Origin of the sequence: Variovorax boronicumulans, from assembly GCF_040544675.1 — a bacterium.
GTDB lineage: Bacteria > Pseudomonadota > Gammaproteobacteria > Burkholderiales > Burkholderiaceae_C > Variovorax > Variovorax boronicumulans_D.
Genome location: NZ_JBEPKK010000001.1, coordinates 644,565 through 660,083, shown reverse-complemented (window position 1 = coordinate 660,083; position 15,519 = coordinate 644,565). Strand labels below are relative to the sequence as shown.

The following is a 15,519-nucleotide window of genomic DNA, read 5'->3' as shown; positions in this document are numbered from 1 at the left end:
ATTAACAGTTTGTAACCATGAAACATAAAAAGACGCATCTGCTGGCTTCCGCCTTCGCCGCCCTCGCCGCCTTCGTGCTCGGCCTGTCGCCCGCGGCGCAAGCGCAAACCAAGCCGATCCTGATCGGCCAGACCTACGTGCAGACCGGCCCGCTGGCGTCCCTGTCGACCGAACCGCTGGTCGGCATCCGTGCCATGTTCACCACGCTGAACGCGAACGGCGGCATCAACGGCCGGCCGGTGGAACTGCGTCAGCTCGACGACGCCTACGACCCCGCCAAGGGCGCCGAGAACGTCAAGACCTTCGCGCGCGACGGCGCCATCGGCGTGCTGATGCCCATCGGCACCTCGTCGGCGGTCGGCGCGCTGAAGGCGGCCAACGAACTGAAGATTCCGGTCGTCGGTCCGTACACGGGCGCGGGCCCGGTGGTGAAGTTCACCGACTACGGCTTTCCGGTGCGCATCAGCTTCGACGAGGAATACAGCCGCATCGTGAACCACCTGTTCACCATCGGCCTGTCGCGCATCGCCTTTGCGCACAACGACAACCCCGGCGCGCGCTCGGCGATGGAGAGCACCCAGAAGTTCATTGCCGAACGCGGCGACAAGATGGTCGGCAGCGTGGCCATCAAGAACGACGGCTCCGATGCGGCCGAACGCGCCGCCGAGCTGGCCAAGCTCCAGCCCAAGGCGGTGGTGCTGTCGGCCACCAACGACGTGGCGGCCAAGTTCATCAAGGCCTACCGCGCGACGGGGGGCGAGACGGCCTTCTATTCGTTCTCCTTCCTGAACGGGCAGAAGCTGTTCCAGGACCTCCAGAAGGACGCGGCCGGCGTGGTCATCTCGCAGGTCGTGCCCTACCCGTGGAACAGCGCGATGCCGGTCATTGCCGAGTACCAGGCGGCGATGAAGAAGATCGGCGTGAACGATTTCAGCTATGCGAGCCTGGAGGGCTACGTCACCGCCAAGGTCATGGTCGAAGGCCTCAAGCGCGCGGGTGCCAACCCGACGCCGGAGTCGCTGCAGAAGGGCCTGGAGTCGTTCAAGACGCTGGACCTCGGCGGCATCGCGGTGTCGTACCGGCCCGGCGAGCACCGCGGGCTGACCTTCTCGGAGCTGTCGATGCTCAAGGCCGACGGGCGCTACCTGCGCTGAGCGCTTTCGCCCCGACGCCTGCCGGGCGCAGAATTCGTTCGTGACACCTTCAACGAACGCGCCCCGGTTCGGCGCCACACCCGCAGTGGCGCGCGCCCAGCTGCTCCGGCTCGGGGCGGCCCTGTGCGCAAGCGCCGCGCTCCCCTCGCTCGCCCAGCAACCGGGCAAGCCCGCGATACAGATGACCACCCGCCCCATCCCTTCCACGCAGGAGGCCTTGCCGGTCGTCGGCTGCGGCACCTGGATCGGCTTCGACCACCGCCCCGGCACCGACGAATACAAGCGCCTGCCCGGCGTGCTCGATGCGCTCTTCGCGGCCGGCGGCAGGCTGATCGACAGCTCGCCGATGTACGGCCGCTCCGAGGAAACCACCGGCGAACTGCTGGCCGCCGCAAAACCGGGCGGCAAGCCTTTCCTCGCCACCAAGGTCTGGACCTCGGGCCGCGACGCCGGCATCGCGCAGATGGAGCAGTCGTTCGCGCGGCTGCGCACGAAGCAGATGGACCTGATGCAGGTGCACAACCTCGTCGACTGGCGCACGCACCTGGCCACCCTGCGCGGCTGGAAAGACAAGGGCCGCGTGCGCTACATCGGCATCACGCACTACACCGCCTCGGCCTACGCAGAGGTCGAGGCGGTGCTGCGTGCGGAGAAGCTCGACTTTCTGCAGATCAACTATTCGCTGGATGCGCGCGAGGCCGAGCAGCGCCTGCTGCCGCTCGCCGCCGAGCGCGGCGTGGCGGTGATCGTCAACATGCCCTTCGGCGGTGGCGGCCTGCTGCGCCGCCTGCGGGGCCAACCCTTGCCCGTGTGGGCCGCCGACATCGGCTGCACCAGCTGGGCGCAGCTGCTGCTGAAATTCGTGCTGAGCCACCCGTCCGTGACCTGCACCATCCCGGGCACCAGCCGCGGCGAGCACATGGCGGACAACGCCGCGGCCGGCGCGGGCACCTTTCCCGATGCGGCGTTCTGGCGCAAGCACGCCGACGCGCTGCGGCCTTGAAACTCAGCCGAAGAACTTCAGCAAGCGCGCGTTGACCTCCGCGGCGCGCTCGTACTGCACCCAGTGCCCTGCGCCGTCGATGACCGCGCCCTCGCGGCCCGGGCCTTCGCTCACCAGTTGCGCCACCAGCGGGCGCGGATCGGCGGTGACGTCGAACTCGCCCCAGAGCAGCAGTGTGGGCACGGCCAGTGTGTCCAGTGCCTTCTGCAGCCCGCCCGAGAGCGATACCTCCTTGCTGCGAAACCGCGTGCCGTGGCAGGAGATGTCATGGATCTCGAAGGCCAGCGCGTCGATGGCCGAGGCATCGTGCAGCATCAGCGCGCCCAGGTTGTGCAGCAGCGCGGCGCGCTCGGCGGCGCGGTCGGGCGCGGCGCGCCAATTGATCATCTGCACCGTCATGCGGCGCAGCGTGCCATGTCCGCCGCTGCCCATGAGCGCGAAGCGCCGCACCCCGCCGCGTCGCACCGCAAAGCGTGCGGCGGTGAGGCCGCCGAACGAGAAGCCGCCCAGGTCGATGGGCGTGCCAGCACCCACGAGCGCATCGAGCGTGCCGCCCAGCGCCTCGAGCAGCGGCGGCAGCGAATCCTCGCCCGGCGCCACGCGCGGCAGTCCGTCGGAATCGTGGAAGCCCGGCATGTCGGGCAAGAGCAAGGTGCGCTCGGCCGACAGCGCCTCCGCATTGCGCAGCCAGTGCATCCAGCTGCCGTGGCCACCGTGCAGCAGCACGATGGGCGGCTTCGTCGTGTCGGTGCCGAAGCGGCGCCAGCGCACGCGCACGCCCTGGTGCACGGGGTCGTGGTGGGTGCCGAGCGCGTCGATGCGCGCGATTTCGCGGCGGGCGCCGGGGTCGCTGTCGTCGGCCGGCGTGAAGGAGGAAGCGAGGGATGAAGCGGGCGAGCCGGGGCTGTCGTGGGTCGAAGGCATCGCCCGATTCTGCCGCGCCGCTTTGGCCCTCGCAGCGGGCCGCCGGCATGCCCTGCATAGAATCCGGCCAGCCACCCGCTGTGCGGGCCGCTCGCCCTTCAACAAACACAACGAGGCCGCCAGCCAGTCCACGACGCCGTGGTGCGGGCCGCCTCCACCGCATCCATGACCTTGTTGAATCGCCGCCAGCTCGCGCTGATCGCCCTCACCCAACCGCTCCAGCCGCTTGCCCAGCCGCTTGTCCAACCGCCTTCTGCCCGGACACAGGACAACGCGCTCGGTGCGGCGCTGGAGCAGCTCAACGGCCCCGAGGCGCTCGCATGGGTGCAGGCGCGCACGGCCGAGGCCCGCCAGCTGATCACCGCCCTGCCCGACTACGCGCGCCGCTACGCAGACACGCTGGACTCGGTTTCCTCGCGGGACAACAACATCCAGTTCGTGCGCGCGCACCGCGGCCACCTGTACAACTTCTACAGCACCGCCAACCAACCCAACGGCGTGTGGCGCCGCACCACGCTCGCGGAGTACCGCAAGGAACATCCGTCGTGGCAGGTGCTGATCGACCTGGACCAGCTCGGGCGGCAGGAAGGCCGCGCCTGGACCTTCAGCTCCTACGTGACCAGCCCCAACGGCGAACGCGCGCTGGTGTATCTGTCGCCAGGCGGCGCGGACCGCACCGAGGTGCGCGAGTTCGACCTGAACGCCCGGCAGTTCGTGGCGGGCGGCTTTCGCCTGCCGCTGGCCAAGCAGTGGGCCGACTGGTACGGCGACGACGAGGTGCTGGTCGCCACCGAATCCAGCGCCGGCGCGCTCACCCGCAGCGGCTACCCCATGACCATCCGCCGCTGGCGCCGCGGCAGCGCGCTGGCCGAGGCGCCCGAGGCGGCGCGCGGCGAGCCCAGCGACCTGGGCGTGTCCATCGACACGATCGAGCCGCGCGACGGCCGTCCCGCCATGGCGCTGGTCGGCCGGCGCATCAGCTTCTTCCAGAACCGCCACCAGCTGCTGCAGGGCGACATGCTCTCGCCCGTGCTCGACCTGCCGACCGACGCGACCGCGTGGCTGAGCGAAGGCTGGATCGTGCTGTGGCTGCGCAGCGTGTTCGACGACGGCACCACGCGCCACCCCGCGGGCAGCGTGATCGTGACGCCGATCGCCACCGCGACGCAGCCGGTGCGGCGCTTTCATGCGCTGCTGTCGACGGCGCCGCGCCAGCGCCTCATTCGATGGGAGCGGCTGCAGGACGGGTTCGCCGTGGCGTGGTCGGACAACCTGCAGCCGCGCCTGGTGTTCCAGCACTGGAACGGAGAGACCTTCGAGGCCCGCGAAGTGGGCTTGCCCGACAACGGCGCGGCCGGCGTGATCGGCATCCGTGCCGACCGCGCGGATCCCGGCGACAGCGTGTGGCTCACCACGCAAGCCCCGCTGGTGCCGCAGACCTTCGGGCTGATGGACCTTGCCGAACCCCGGCCCTGGGCACCGCTCAAGCGGCAGGCCGCGCTCTTCGACGCCTCCGGCCTCCAGGTGCAGCGGCTGGAAGCGCGCTCGGCCGACGGAACGCTGATTCCCTACACGGTGATCGCCCCCGCCGCGCTGGCCATGGACGGCAACGCGCCCACGCTGCTCTATGGCTACGGCGGCTTCGGCATTGCGCTGGAGCTCGACTACCAGCGCATGCCCGGCATCAACTGGCTGCGCTATGGCGGCGTGTATGTGTTGGCGCACATCCGCGGCGGCGGCGAGTTCGGCCCCGGCTGGTACGAGGCCGCCAAGGGCGCACGCCGCCAGGCCGCTTTCGACGACTTCATCGCGGTGGCCGAAGACCTGGCGCGGCGCCGCATCACCAGCCCGCGCAAGCTGGGCATCTACGGCGCGAGCAACGGCGGCGCGCTGGTGTCGGCGGTGCTGGTGCAACGGCCCGAGCTCTTCGGTGCGGCGGTCGCGCGCGTGCCGCTGACCGACATGCTCGAGTTCACGCGCTTCACGGCGGGGCCGTCGTGGATCGAGGAATACGGCGATCCCGCAGTGCCCGCGGAGCGCGAGGTGCTCGCGCGCTGGTCGCCGCTGCAGAACCTCAAGAGCGTGAAGGAACTGAAGGACTTGAATGGAGGCACGGGCTACCCGCCCACGCTCTTCATCGGCAACCGCAACGACGACCGGGTGCATCCGTCGCACGCACGCAAGATGGTGGCGCGCATGCGTGCGCTGGGCCATGCGCAATCGTGGCTGTACGAGGAAGCGAGCGGCGGCCATCTGGGCCGCGCGACGCCGCAGCTGTTCGCAACGCGCGAGGCGCTGTTGCACACCTTCCTGATGGGGATGCTGCAGCGGGGCGCTACAGCGTCGGCCGAGCCAGCCGAGCGATCCGCATAAGCCACGCGGATCGCTGTCGGTTCAGGGCAGCATCCGCTGCAGTTCGGCTTCGCCGTCGAAGAACTGGTGCTTCAGCGCCGCCAGCACGTGCAGCGCGAACAGCACATAGAACACATAGCCCGCCCAGGTGTGCACGCCGCCCAGCACCGAGTGCCATGTTTCCTTGAGCACCGGCTCGATGCCCATGATCCAGCCGATGCGCGGCCACTCGAACAGGCCGAAGAGCTGCATCGGGTGTGTGGCCGCGTCCTTCCAGGCCGAGTCGTGCATCCAGCCCGAGAGCGGCAGCAGGATCATCAGCAGGTACAGCACGCCGTGCGCCGCATGCGCGGCCATGCGTTCGAGCCGCCCGTAGGTGTCCGGCATGGCAGGCGGGCGGTGGGTGAAGCGCCAGAGGATGCGAAGAATCACCAGCCCCAGCACGGTGATGCCGGTCGACTTGTGGGTGTCGATGGCGGGCCGCACCCATTCGTCGGGGTAGTAGTTCACCAGCAGGATCAACGCGATGTTGACGGCCATGAGCAAGGCAATGAGCCAGTGCAATGCGATGGCGGTGCGGGTGTAGCGGTTTTGTTCGGGCATGCGGGAATTTTCGGGGGTAGATGCACTCATTCCCAAGCACTTGCGATTGTCCCGGGGCGTCCCCGGGCCATTGCCAGGCTTTTGAAACCGTTGGCAGGTTCCTTGCGTACCTTGCTGGTTGTCCGGGCATCTTCTCTTGAACGATTCACTTCAACGCGCGTTTGTGGCCGCATCGCCGCGGCTCTCCCCTCCCGCCACCCCGCTGCGAAGCTGGCTGATCCATGGGGGCGTGCTCGTGCTGTGGGCGCTGCTGTTCGCCATGGCGTTTCGCGTGGGCGATGTGCGCGCATGGTCGGTGGGCGTGGTCTATGTGCTGTACGACACCGTGCTGCTGCTGTTCGTGGGCTGGAAGACGCTGCCTATTCTTCGGCTTCGCGCCGAGCCCGCGCGGCCTGAAGCGAGCGGTGCGCACCGCAGCACGCTGGGCGTGATCGTCGCCTCGCACAACGAGGCCGCGGTGCTGCCGGTCACGCTCGCCGCGCTGCTCGGCCAGAGCGATGCGCCCGACCGCATCGTGATCGCCGACGACGGCTCCACCGACGGCACGGCCGAATTGCTGACCCGCCACTACGGGCTCGCCGAACCCGCGCTCGGCGCGTTGAGCGCGCCCAGCACGCTGCATGCGAGCCTTTGCTGGCTGCGCCTGCCGCACGGCGGCAAGGCGGTGGCGCTGAACGCGGCCATCGAATGCATCGCCACCGAGACGGTGCTCACGGTGGACGGCGACACGCTGCTCGACAAGGAGGCCATCGGCGCGGTGCGCCGTGCGTTTTCGGCCGAGCCGAACCTGGTCGCGGCCACCGGCGTCATCACGCCGGTGTGCAGCCGCACGCTGGCGGGGCGTTGCTTTCAGTGGTTCCAGACCTATGAATACATCCGCAATTTCCTCTCGCGCTATGCGTGGATGCGCGTCAACGGACTGCTGCTGATCTCGGGCGCCTTCGCGGGCTTTCGGCTCGACGCGGTGCGCGCGGTCGGCGGCTTCGACACCGACTGCCTGGTGGAAGACTACGAACTCATCCACCGCCTGCACCGCCATGCCCAGGCGCACGGCCTGCCGTGGACGGTGCGCGTGCTCGGCGATGCGCAGGCGCACACCGATGCGCCCAGCAGCACCGGCGCATTCCTGCGGCAGCGCCGCCGCTGGTTCGGCGGGTTCCTGCAGACGCAGTACTGGTACCGCGCGATGGTGGGCGACCGGCGCTACGGCTGGCTGGGCACGCTGATGCTGCCGGTGAAGGCGATCGACACGCTGCAGCCGCTCTACGGCCTCGCGGCTTTCGGGCTGCTGCTGGTGTACCTGGTGCGCGGCAACTTCGGCGTGTTGGCACCAGTGGCCGGCGTGATCGGCGCGAAGATCGTGCTCGACCTCGCCTTTCACCTCTGGTCGGTGTACCTGTACCGGCGCTGGGTGGGGCACCGCAGCGAAGCCGGCATGGCGCAGGCTTTTCTCGCGGCGCTGGTCGAGCCCTTTACCTTTCAGATCCTTCGACACACGGGCGCGGCCTGGGGATGGTGGACCTTCTTGACCGGGCGCGGCACCTGGGGACGGCAGACCCGGGTGGGGCTGGTCGATGCGGAGGGTGTGGGGCGTCCCAGCTCTCAGACAGCGCCGAAGCGATAGCTTGACACCACGAGCCCGCCCATGAACGCGTCCTCGTGATAGACGCGCTCGCCGGCTTCCGCCTCGGCCGCGCCCACCGCAACCATCAACGGAATCAGGTGTTCTTCACGCGGATGGGCCATGCGCGCCGACGGCGCCGCGGCCCAGTTCAGCAACTGTCCGCTGCGGTTGCCCGCCGCGCCCTGCACCACCGCCTGGTCCAGCCAATCGTCGAAGGCCTTCGACACGCCATGGGCCTGCGGCCCGAAGTTGCGCAGGTTGTGATAACTCAGGCCGCTGCCGACAATGAGCACGTTCTCGTCGCGCAGCGGTGCGATCGCACGGCCCAGCGCCAAGTGCTCGGCCGCGTCGAGACCGCGGCGCAGCGACAGCTGCACCACCGGCACGTCGGCCTTCGGGTAGATCGCGGCCATCGGCGCGAACATGCCGTGGTCGTAGCCGCGCTCGGGGTCGATCTGCACCGGCAGGCCGGCCGCCGCGATGAGGGACTGCACGCGCTGCGCGAGTTCGGGTGAGCCGGGTGCGTCATAGCGCACCTCGTAGGTGTGGGCCGGGAAGCCGCCGTAGTCGTAGATCATCGGCGGCCTGGGGTTGCCCTGCACCGTGAAGGCGGGGGCTTCCCAGTGCGCCGACACCATCAGGATGGCCTTGGGCGTGCGGCCGATCTGGCGCGGCATGTCGGCGAGCGATGCGGCCAGCTGGTCGTAGGTGGGGCCCATCTCCTTCTTCATCCAGGGCCAGGGGCCGCCGCCATGGGAGATGAAGTAGGTCGGCAGGCGGCTGAGTCTGTTCGGGTCGTCGTGGGTCAAGTCGATGCTCCTTGAAAGCGTTGGGCCCACTGTAGACATTTCTTCAAGAGAAATCGACAGGCTACGATGCATGGAATCAGTTCTCCAGAGGAAACTATCCATGGACCGCATGACCAGCCTGCGCGTGTTCCGCGAGGTCGTCGAGGCCGGCAGTTTCGTGGCCGCGGCCGGGCGGCTGTCGATGTCGCCGCCCATGGCGAGCAAGCATGTGGCGCAGCTCGAGAAGTCGCTGGGCGCGCGCCTCCTGCACCGCTCCAGCCGCCACCTGAGCCTGACCGAAGCCGGCACCGCCTGGTACGAACAGAGCCGGCGCGCGCTCGACCTGCTCGACGCCGCCGAGGCCGCCATCGGCCAGACCAGCGACACGCCGCGCGGCCAGCTCAAGGTGAGCGCGCCGGTGTGGTGCGCCACGCCGCGCTTCGCGCGCGTGCTCGCCGACTACCGCGAGCGCTTTCCCGAGGTGCTGGTCGACATGCACCTGGAGAACCGCAAGGTCGACCTGGCCGCCGACGGCTACGACGTCGCATTGCGCGCCACGCAGGAGCTCTCGCCCGCGCTGATCGCCCGGCCGCTGTGCCGCGTGCCCTTTCATCTGGCGGGCACGCCCGACTACCTGCGCCGCATGGGCGGCTGCCCCGCCCTGCCCGCCGACCTGTCGCGCCTGGGCGCCATCGTGCCGAGCTACGTGAACCTGGACAACCTCTCGCTCAAGGGACCGGGCGGGCGGATGCTGCCGCTGCGGCTCACGCCCGCGATGCGCTCGGACGACACCACGCTCACGCTGCACGCGGTGCATGCGGGCATGGGCATCGCGTTCATGCCGCTGTGGCTGATCGACGACGACCTGGCGCAAGGCCGGCTGGTGCGGCTGCTGCCGGCCTACGAAGCACCGCCCATCACGCTCTTCGCGGTGTACACCAGCCGGCAGTACATGGCGCCGAAGCTGCGTACCTTCATCGACTTTCTGGGCGAGCGGCTGGGCGGCGTGGAACCCAAGGCAACACGGCACAAGAAACAGGGCGCCGGATAGCGGCGAGGCAGCACGCCAGGCAGCCAGCGGGAGCGCACCTTTCAGGTGCAAGGTCATGCGGTCGCGGCTAAAGTCCATGGCTCTCTGGGAGACCGTGTCCTTGTTCCGCTTCTTCGAAAAACTGCTTCCCCCGTACCCCGCCGCCGAACCGCCGCTGCCGCCCCAAGGCTTCTTCGCCTTCCTCTGGGCCTGCACGCACGGCGTGCGCGGCAAGATCGCCGCCATGGCGCTGCTCACGGCCGTCATGTCGATCTTCGAGGCGGCCCTGTTCGCGATCCTCGGGCGTGTCGTCGATTGGCTCGGCGGCCAGGTGCCGTCGCGCCTGTGGGCCGATCGCGGCGACGCGCTGCTGTGGATGGCGGGCGTGCTGGTTGTCAGCATCGCGGTGGTGGCGCTGCAGACCATCGTCAAGCACCAGACGCTGGCGGTGAACCTGCCGATGCGCCTGCGCTGGAACTTCCACCGGCTGATGCTGGGCCAGAGCATGGCCTTCTACCAGGACGAGTTCGCGGGCCGCATCACGGCCAAGGTGATGCAGACCGCGCTCGCGGTGCGCGACACCATCTTCGTGCTCGCCGACGTGCTGGTGGCCATGGGCGTGTACGTGGCCACCATGATCATCCTGGTGGGCGTGCTCGACGCGCAGCTGGTGTGGCCCTTCGTGATCTGGCTGGCGCTGTACATCGCGGCGCTCGCGTTTTTCGTGCCGCGCCTGGGCAAGGTCGGCAAGGCGCAGGCCGACGCGCGCGCGCTCATGACCGGCCGCGTGACCGACGCCTACACCAACATCGCGACCGTCAAGCTGTTCTCGCACACGCACCGCGAGGCGGGCTTTGCGCGCGATGCGATGCGCGAGTTCATGCACACCGGCTACGGGCAGATGCGGCTGGTGAGCGCCTTCGAAATCGTCAACCACACGCTGAGCATGGGCCTGACGGCCGGCATGGCGGGCACGGCGCTGTGGCTCTGGTCGAACGGCACCGTGGGCGTGGGCGCGGTGGCCGCGGCCACCGCCATGGCGCTGCGACTGCAGGGCATGTCGCACTGGATCATGTGGGAGATGACCAGCCTGTTCGAGAACATCGGCACGGTGCAGGACGGCATGAAGACGCTGTCGCGTCCGCGCACCGTGCTCGACGCACCCGATGCCGGCGTGCTCGAGGTGCCGCGCGGCGAGGTGCGTTTCGAGAACGCGAGCTTCCGCTATGCCGACGCGGGCCGCCGCGTCATCGACAGCCTGAACCTCACGGTCAGGCCCGGCGAGAAGATCGGGCTGGTGGGCCGTTCGGGCGCGGGCAAGTCGACGCTGGTGAACCTGCTGCTGCGCTTTCACGACCTGGAGAGCGGCCGCATCCTGATCGACGGGCAGGACATCGCGCACGTCACGCAGGATTCGCTGCGCACCCACATCGGCATGGTCACGCAGGACACCTCGCTGATGCACCGCTCGGTGGCCGACAACATCGCCTACGGCCGGCCCGATGCCACGCCGGCGCAGATCGAGGCGGCCGCCCAGCGCGCCGAGGCGCACGACTTCATCCAGACCCTGGGCGATGCCGGCGGACGGCGCGGCTATGCGGCGCACGTGGGTGAGCGCGGCGTGAAGCTCTCGGGCGGCCAGCGCCAGCGCGTGGCGATTGCGCGCGTGATGCTGAAAGACGCGCCGATCCTGCTGCTCGACGAAGCCACCAGCGCGCTCGACTCCGAGGTCGAGGCCGCGATCCAGCAAAGCCTGTACACGCTGATGGAAGGCAAGACCGTGATCGCCATTGCGCACCGGCTGTCGACCATCGCGGCGATGGACCGCTTGATCGTCCTCGACGAAGGCCGCGTGGTGGAAGAAGGCGACCACCGCACGCTGATGGCGCAGGGCGGGCTGTATGCGCGGCTGTGGGCGCACCAGAGCGGCGGGTTCCTGGGGGATGCGCTCGACGAGGGAAGCGAAGCGGCGCTGGCTTGAGCTGCGGGACGGTTCGCGCTGCGAACGGCTCTGCAGCGCCGCGCGTTCATCAGGTCGGCAGTCCGCCCGCCTCGTACTGCGCCACGAATTCGCCGCTCGGCGGGATCGGCTTGATGATGTCGATCAGCACCCCGTTCGGGTCGCTCGTGATGAAGTGGCGCTGGCCGAAGGCCTCGTCGCGCAGCGGCAAGAGAATCGGCAGGCCCGCCGCTTTCAGGCGGTCGTGAACCGCATCGGGGTCGTCCACCTCGAAATTCAGCAGCATGCCGCCGGCCACCTGGCCGCGCGCGGCCGCGGGAATGGTTTCGTGCCGCCCGTCGAGCACGGCGAGGTTGATCGACGGCTCGCCCTCCATCTGCAAATGCACATACCAGTCGCTGGTAAACAACGGCGTGAAGCCGAAGTGCGCCTGATAGAAGCCGGCCGTCGCGGCCACGTCGTTGGTCATGAGCACGGGGTAATAGCTGGTCACTTTCATGGTGTGGGTCCTTTCAATTAACATACAGACTGCATGTACGCGCAGATATTAACCTACAGACAGGCTGTATGTAAATGACCATTTCATCCTCACCGCCAGTGTCCAGAACCAACCGTGAACGCACGGAAGCCACCCGCCTCGCGCTCATCGAGGCGGCCCGCGCCCTGTTCGTCAGCAAGGGCTACGGCGACACCTCCACCCCCGAAATCGCCGTGGCCGCGGGCATTACCCGCGGTGCGCTGTACCACCACTTCACCGATAAGCGCGACCTGTTCAGGCAGGTGCTGCTGCGCGAGGAAGAGGCCGTGGCCGCCGACATCGAAGCGGCCGCGCCCGAGCAGCTCACGCCCCGCCAGGCCTTGCTCGACGGCAGCGAGGCCTATCTGACTGCGATGACCGTGCCGGGCCGCACGCGGCTGCTGCTGATCGACGGGCCGGCCGTGCTGGGCCATGCCGAAATGATGGCGATGGACGACGCCACTTCGGCGAACTCGCTGCGCCAGGGCCTGGCGCGTGCCGGCCTGGGCAAGGGCGCCGTGTCGCTGGACACCCTCGCCCGGCTGCTTTCCGCGGCCTTCGACCGCGCGGCGCTGGAGATCGACGGCGGGGCCGATGCGAAGGAAATCCGCTCGGCGATGCAGTGGCTGCTGGTGCAGGCGCTCGGCCCGGAAAAAAAGCGCTGACGCTGAAGGGCCGATCCGGCCTCAGACGATGCCGCGCCCACCCATGCGCACCGGCCACTTGGCGACGGTGCCGCGCTGCATCGACTCGAGCACCGTCTGCGTGAACACGTTGATGCTCACATGCCGCGAGAGGTAGTGCTCCAGCACCAGCCCGAGCAGATACGGACTGGTTCCCGAGAAGCCCTCTTCATCCACGCTCAGGGTGCACTGCACGCCGCGCCCGTAGATCAGCGGGCCCGATCCTGGCAGGCGCCGCGTGACCGGCTCGATGCGCGAGCCGACCAGGCTGTCGATCTGCCGGCGCAGCACGTCGCTGTCGGCCGACACGAACAACCGCAGCATGTCGCGCAGCGCCTGGGCGCCTTCGCGGTGCGGCATGTCGGCCAGCGGCAGGTGGTTGAAGCCCAGTTGGCGGATCAGCCGCCACGCGATTTCGCGCTGCGCGAACGGCGACTTGGGCGTGCTCGGCGGACGGATCAGTCCCACCGCCGACACAGGAATCGAATCGGCCACGGCCAGGTCGGAATGCCCGTTTCGCGGCACCAGGCACGGCAGGTCGCGGTTCGTGAGCATCGCCCTCACCGACAGGTAGCGCAGGCTTTCCGGATACGGCGCCTCGTGCTGGTCGACCAGCGAGAGAAACACCTCGGTGCCGATGTACGGCGTGCGGGTGCCGTACTTGCGCGCGGTGTCGGACGCCAGACGCGGCTCTCGGCGCACCGAAAAATACCGGCCGTGGTTGCCTTCGTCTTCGTTGAGCGTTTGATAGAGCGGGCGGAATTCCATCTCGGCCGTGGTCTGCGCCTGCTGGCCCGCGATGCGTTGCACCGAATAGACCTCGAAGTCCAGCGGCCGTGAACGGTCGGGCACCAGATGGAATTCGGGCTGCGCCGCGTTGAGTTCGATGCGGTCGGTGCGCCGCTCGAAGAGGTTGACCACCGGCGTGCTGAACAGCGCGAACTGCCCCGCATCGACCAGCGTCCCCAGCGAGCCCGGCGGCTTGCTCAGCAGCACGAGGATTTCGACTTCCTTGCCATGAACGCGCGCAAGGCCCGGCGCCAGCTGCGTCAGCGTGAAGAAGTAAAAGCGCTCCGGGCAGGCGAAGTACTCGTGCAGCAGGTTGTGGCCGTGAAAGGTGTTCCAGGCCAGCGGCAGCAGCCCCTGCCCCGGCGCCAGGCCCTCGTGCACCAGCGCGCCGTCTGTCACCACATGCGGCTTGTCCATCAGCTTGCCCGGCTCGCCGACGAAGGCGGCCACCGCCGAGGTGTGCAGCAGTTCGAACAGGTGCGAGGCCACCTGTTCGTTGCCACGCAAATAAACGGGCAGGCGGTCGAGCCCGACCAGCGCACCGAACCCCATCTCGCCCACGGTGCGCAAACGCAGGCGCAGTGCGCCCGCGACCTGCACATGCGGCGGCAGGTAGCGCTCCAGCGCCGGAATGTCGGGCGGCGCGCCGGTGAGCCTGGCCTGGGCGATCTCGATGGGCCACAGGGTCACGTCCTGGCTGGAGCGGAACTCGCACGGCGTTTCCTCGCCCGGCGGCACCCGCGCATGAAAGGCCGTGCCGCGCGGCACCACGAAGCCGCGCGTGAAGTCGCCTTCCTTCACGCTGGGGTGCAGTTGCGCCACCGCCATCGACGGCGTCGGGCTCAGGTAGTTGGGATACAGCACCTCCAGCAGCCGCTGGGTGAAGCGCGGAAACTCCGCGTCCAGCTTGATCTGCATGCGCGCCGAGAGAAAGCTGAACGACTCGATCAGCCGCTCCACATAGGGATCGGCCACCTCGATGCCGTGCATGCCCAGGCGCCGCGCGATCTTGGGGTGCGAGCTTGCGAACTCGGCCGCGGCCTCGCGCATGTAGACCAGTTCTTTGTTGTAGTAGTCGAGCAGGAGCGGGTCCATGGCAGCGTGTTTTCCTGAATGAAGTTGTTGGGCGAGAAAGCTCAGCGGGCCGAAGACACCACGCGCATGCGGTTGGTTTCCAGATCGACCGCGCTCTGCACGGTGAACGCGAGCGGATAGGGCCGCAGATTGATGAGCGCGCGAATCTCGAAGAGCAGCACGTTGTAGTCACCGGCCGCGCCGCCCTCCTTCATCAGCGGCACCACCGTGACCGTCTCGGGCAGCAGGCGCGGCTCGTAGTCCTGGATCGCGCGGCGGATGATGCGTTCGATGTCGGCCCACTTGCGCTCCGACAGGTAGCTGCCCGCGAGCGGCGGCACGCCGAAGTTGACTGTCGACGAGGCCGCATCGGCATGGCGGGCGCGGTCGATGAGGTCTTCGGCGTTGGTGGTGTTGAGCAGGTAGGCCAGGTCGCGCTGCACGATGTCGCGCATGCGGGCGGGCGTGACGGCGTAGTCAGAAGGCTGCTCGCTGGCCTGGCTCGGGGCCTCGTCGCGCAGGCGGTCGAACAGCGTGGGCAGCAATTGCGCGTTGGCATGCGTGGCGGGCGCATCGGCCGGGCGGAGCGAACGGGCGCCGGGGTGCGCGGGATGGGAGCCTGTGAACGGAGGCAATTCGTTGGGTCGCATGGCGGGCCTTCGTGAGAGGGCCAGAGTCTTGCGTGGATATCGCCGCCCCATTGCAAACAATGGTCAAACCGGCCTCCTCCTCGCCGACAAAGCCGTGTAAACCGGAGATTTTTCATGCGCCGCGGCTTCGCAAGTCCTACAGCACTGGCCGCCCCTCGCCGACATCGCAGAACCGGCCCAGGCCCGATCCTTGGTTCATCCCATCAACGAGGAGTCCTTGCGTGAATTCCATCATCTATATCGTCGGTCTGGTCGTGGTCGTAGTGGCAGTGCTTTCGTTCTTCGGCCTTCGCTGAGACCAGGCACTCGCCTGCTGCAACACATCCCTGAAAGAACGGGGCCGCTCGCGGCCCCGTTTCTCATGGCGC

At 68.5% G+C, this 15,519-nt stretch carries 13 protein-coding genes; 7 read left to right on the top strand and 6 right to left on the bottom strand.

Annotated elements, in window-relative coordinates; genetic code table 11:
* Positions 1 to 17: 17 nt before the first annotated feature.
* Both ABIC90_RS03065 and ABIC90_RS03060 read left to right on the top strand, forming a co-directional pair.
* Positions 18 to 1,154 carry an ABC transporter substrate-binding protein gene (locus ABIC90_RS03065; protein ID WP_354352557.1) on the top strand — a complete coding sequence of 379 codons (1,137 nt, stop codon included), beginning with the start codon at positions 18 to 20 and terminating at the stop codon, positions 1,152 to 1,154.
* Between the two features lie 85 nt (positions 1,155 to 1,239).
* Entirely contained in the window at positions 1,240 to 2,157 is a 918-nt protein-coding gene (locus ABIC90_RS03060; RefSeq protein WP_436318167.1) for an aldo/keto reductase, read from the top strand.
* A 3-nt stretch (positions 2,158 to 2,160) separates the two neighbouring features.
* Here the strand turns inward: ABIC90_RS03060 and ABIC90_RS03055 are convergent, their stop codons facing one another.
* Positions 2,161 to 3,081, bottom strand: a complete 921-nt coding sequence (locus tag ABIC90_RS03055; protein ID WP_354352556.1) for an alpha/beta fold hydrolase — start codon at positions 3,079 to 3,081, stop codon at positions 2,161 to 2,163.
* A gap of 165 nt (positions 3,082 to 3,246) precedes the next feature.
* On the opposite strand from ABIC90_RS03055, the gene ABIC90_RS03050 reads away from it, so the two are divergent.
* Complete coding sequence (locus tag ABIC90_RS03050; RefSeq protein ID WP_354352555.1) at positions 3,247 to 5,454, top strand: prolyl oligopeptidase family serine peptidase; 2,208 nt, start codon at positions 3,247 to 3,249, stop codon at positions 5,452 to 5,454.
* Positions 5,455 to 5,475: 21 nt separating this feature from the next.
* On the opposite strand, the gene ABIC90_RS03045 is transcribed toward ABIC90_RS03050, so the two are convergent.
* Complete coding sequence (locus ABIC90_RS03045; protein ID WP_354352554.1) at positions 5,476 to 6,036, bottom strand: cytochrome b; 561 nt, start codon at positions 6,034 to 6,036, stop codon at positions 5,476 to 5,478.
* Between the two features lie 136 nt (positions 6,037 to 6,172).
* Here ABIC90_RS03045 and ABIC90_RS03040 point away from each other — a divergent pair, with 136 nt between their 5' ends.
* Entirely contained in the window at positions 6,173 to 7,660 is a 1,488-nt protein-coding gene (locus ABIC90_RS03040) for a glycosyltransferase family 2 protein (RefSeq protein ID WP_354352553.1), read from the top strand.
* Here ABIC90_RS03040 and ABIC90_RS03035 read toward each other — a convergent pair.
* On the bottom strand, positions 7,639 to 8,469 hold the full coding sequence (locus tag ABIC90_RS03035; RefSeq protein ID WP_354352552.1) for a DODA-type extradiol aromatic ring-opening family dioxygenase: 831 nt from the start codon (positions 8,467 to 8,469) through the stop codon (positions 7,639 to 7,641). The genes ABIC90_RS03040 and ABIC90_RS03035 overlap by 22 nt on opposite strands.
* Positions 8,470 to 8,569: 100 nt before the next feature.
* Here ABIC90_RS03035 and ABIC90_RS03030 point away from each other — a divergent pair, with 100 nt between their 5' ends.
* Positions 8,570 to 9,499, top strand: a complete 930-nt coding sequence (locus ABIC90_RS03030; RefSeq protein WP_354352551.1) for a LysR family transcriptional regulator — start codon at positions 8,570 to 8,572, stop codon at positions 9,497 to 9,499.
* Positions 9,500 to 9,554: 55 nt separating this feature from the next.
* Positions 9,555 to 11,459 carry an ABC transporter ATP-binding protein gene (locus ABIC90_RS03025; protein ID WP_354352550.1) on the top strand — a complete coding sequence of 635 codons (1,905 nt, stop codon included), beginning with the start codon at positions 9,555 to 9,557 and terminating at the stop codon, positions 11,457 to 11,459.
* A gap of 49 nt (positions 11,460 to 11,508) precedes the next feature.
* Here the strand turns inward: ABIC90_RS03025 and ABIC90_RS03020 are convergent, their stop codons facing one another.
* The gene (locus tag ABIC90_RS03020) at positions 11,509 to 11,937 is read right to left on the bottom strand and encodes a VOC family protein (protein ID WP_354352549.1); all 429 of its coding nucleotides are present in this window, start codon (positions 11,935 to 11,937) and stop codon (positions 11,509 to 11,511) included.
* Positions 11,938 to 12,035: 98 nt separating this feature from the next.
* Here ABIC90_RS03020 and ABIC90_RS03015 point away from each other — a divergent pair, with 98 nt between their 5' ends.
* Positions 12,036 to 12,620, top strand: coding sequence for a TetR/AcrR family transcriptional regulator (locus ABIC90_RS03015; protein WP_436318163.1), 585 nt, complete (start codon positions 12,036 to 12,038; stop codon positions 12,618 to 12,620).
* Between the two features lie 21 nt (positions 12,621 to 12,641).
* Here ABIC90_RS03015 and tssF read toward each other — a convergent pair whose 3' ends face one another.
* Positions 12,642 to 14,522, bottom strand: a complete 1,881-nt coding sequence (gene tssF, locus ABIC90_RS03010; RefSeq protein ID WP_354352547.1) for a type VI secretion system baseplate subunit TssF — start codon at positions 14,520 to 14,522, stop codon at positions 12,642 to 12,644.
* Positions 14,523 to 14,563: 41 nt separating this feature from the next.
* Entirely contained in the window at positions 14,564 to 15,151 is a 588-nt protein-coding gene (gene tssE, locus ABIC90_RS03005) for a type VI secretion system baseplate subunit TssE (RefSeq protein ID WP_354352546.1), read from the bottom strand.
* Between the last annotated feature and the right edge of the window lie 368 nt (positions 15,152 to 15,519).

Bases quoted from the DNA above. Each gene is read 5' to 3' on its own strand.
- ABIC90_RS03065 (WP_354352557.1), top strand. From the start codon at position 18: ATGAAACATAAAAAGACGCATCTGCTGGCTTCCGCCTTCGCCGCCCTC.
- ABIC90_RS03055 (WP_354352556.1), bottom strand. From the start codon at position 3,081: ATGCCTTCGACCCACGACAGCCCCGGCTCGCCCGCTTCATCCCTCGCT.
- ABIC90_RS03050 (WP_354352555.1), top strand. From the start codon at position 3,247: ATGACCTTGTTGAATCGCCGCCAGCTCGCGCTGATCGCCCTCACCCAA.
- tssF (WP_354352547.1), bottom strand. From the start codon at position 14,522: ATGGACCCGCTCCTGCTCGACTACTACAACAAAGAACTGGTCTACATG.
- ABIC90_RS03045 (WP_354352554.1), bottom strand. From the start codon at position 6,036: ATGCCCGAACAAAACCGCTACACCCGCACCGCCATCGCATTGCACTGG.
- tssE (WP_354352546.1), bottom strand. From the start codon at position 15,151: ATGCGACCCAACGAATTGCCTCCGTTCACAGGCTCCCATCCCGCGCAC.
- ABIC90_RS03030 (WP_354352551.1), top strand. From the start codon at position 8,570: ATGGACCGCATGACCAGCCTGCGCGTGTTCCGCGAGGTCGTCGAGGCC.
- ABIC90_RS03025 (WP_354352550.1), top strand. From the start codon at position 9,555: ATGCGGTCGCGGCTAAAGTCCATGGCTCTCTGGGAGACCGTGTCCTTG.
- ABIC90_RS03020 (WP_354352549.1), bottom strand. From the start codon at position 11,937: ATGAAAGTGACCAGCTATTACCCCGTGCTCATGACCAACGACGTGGCC.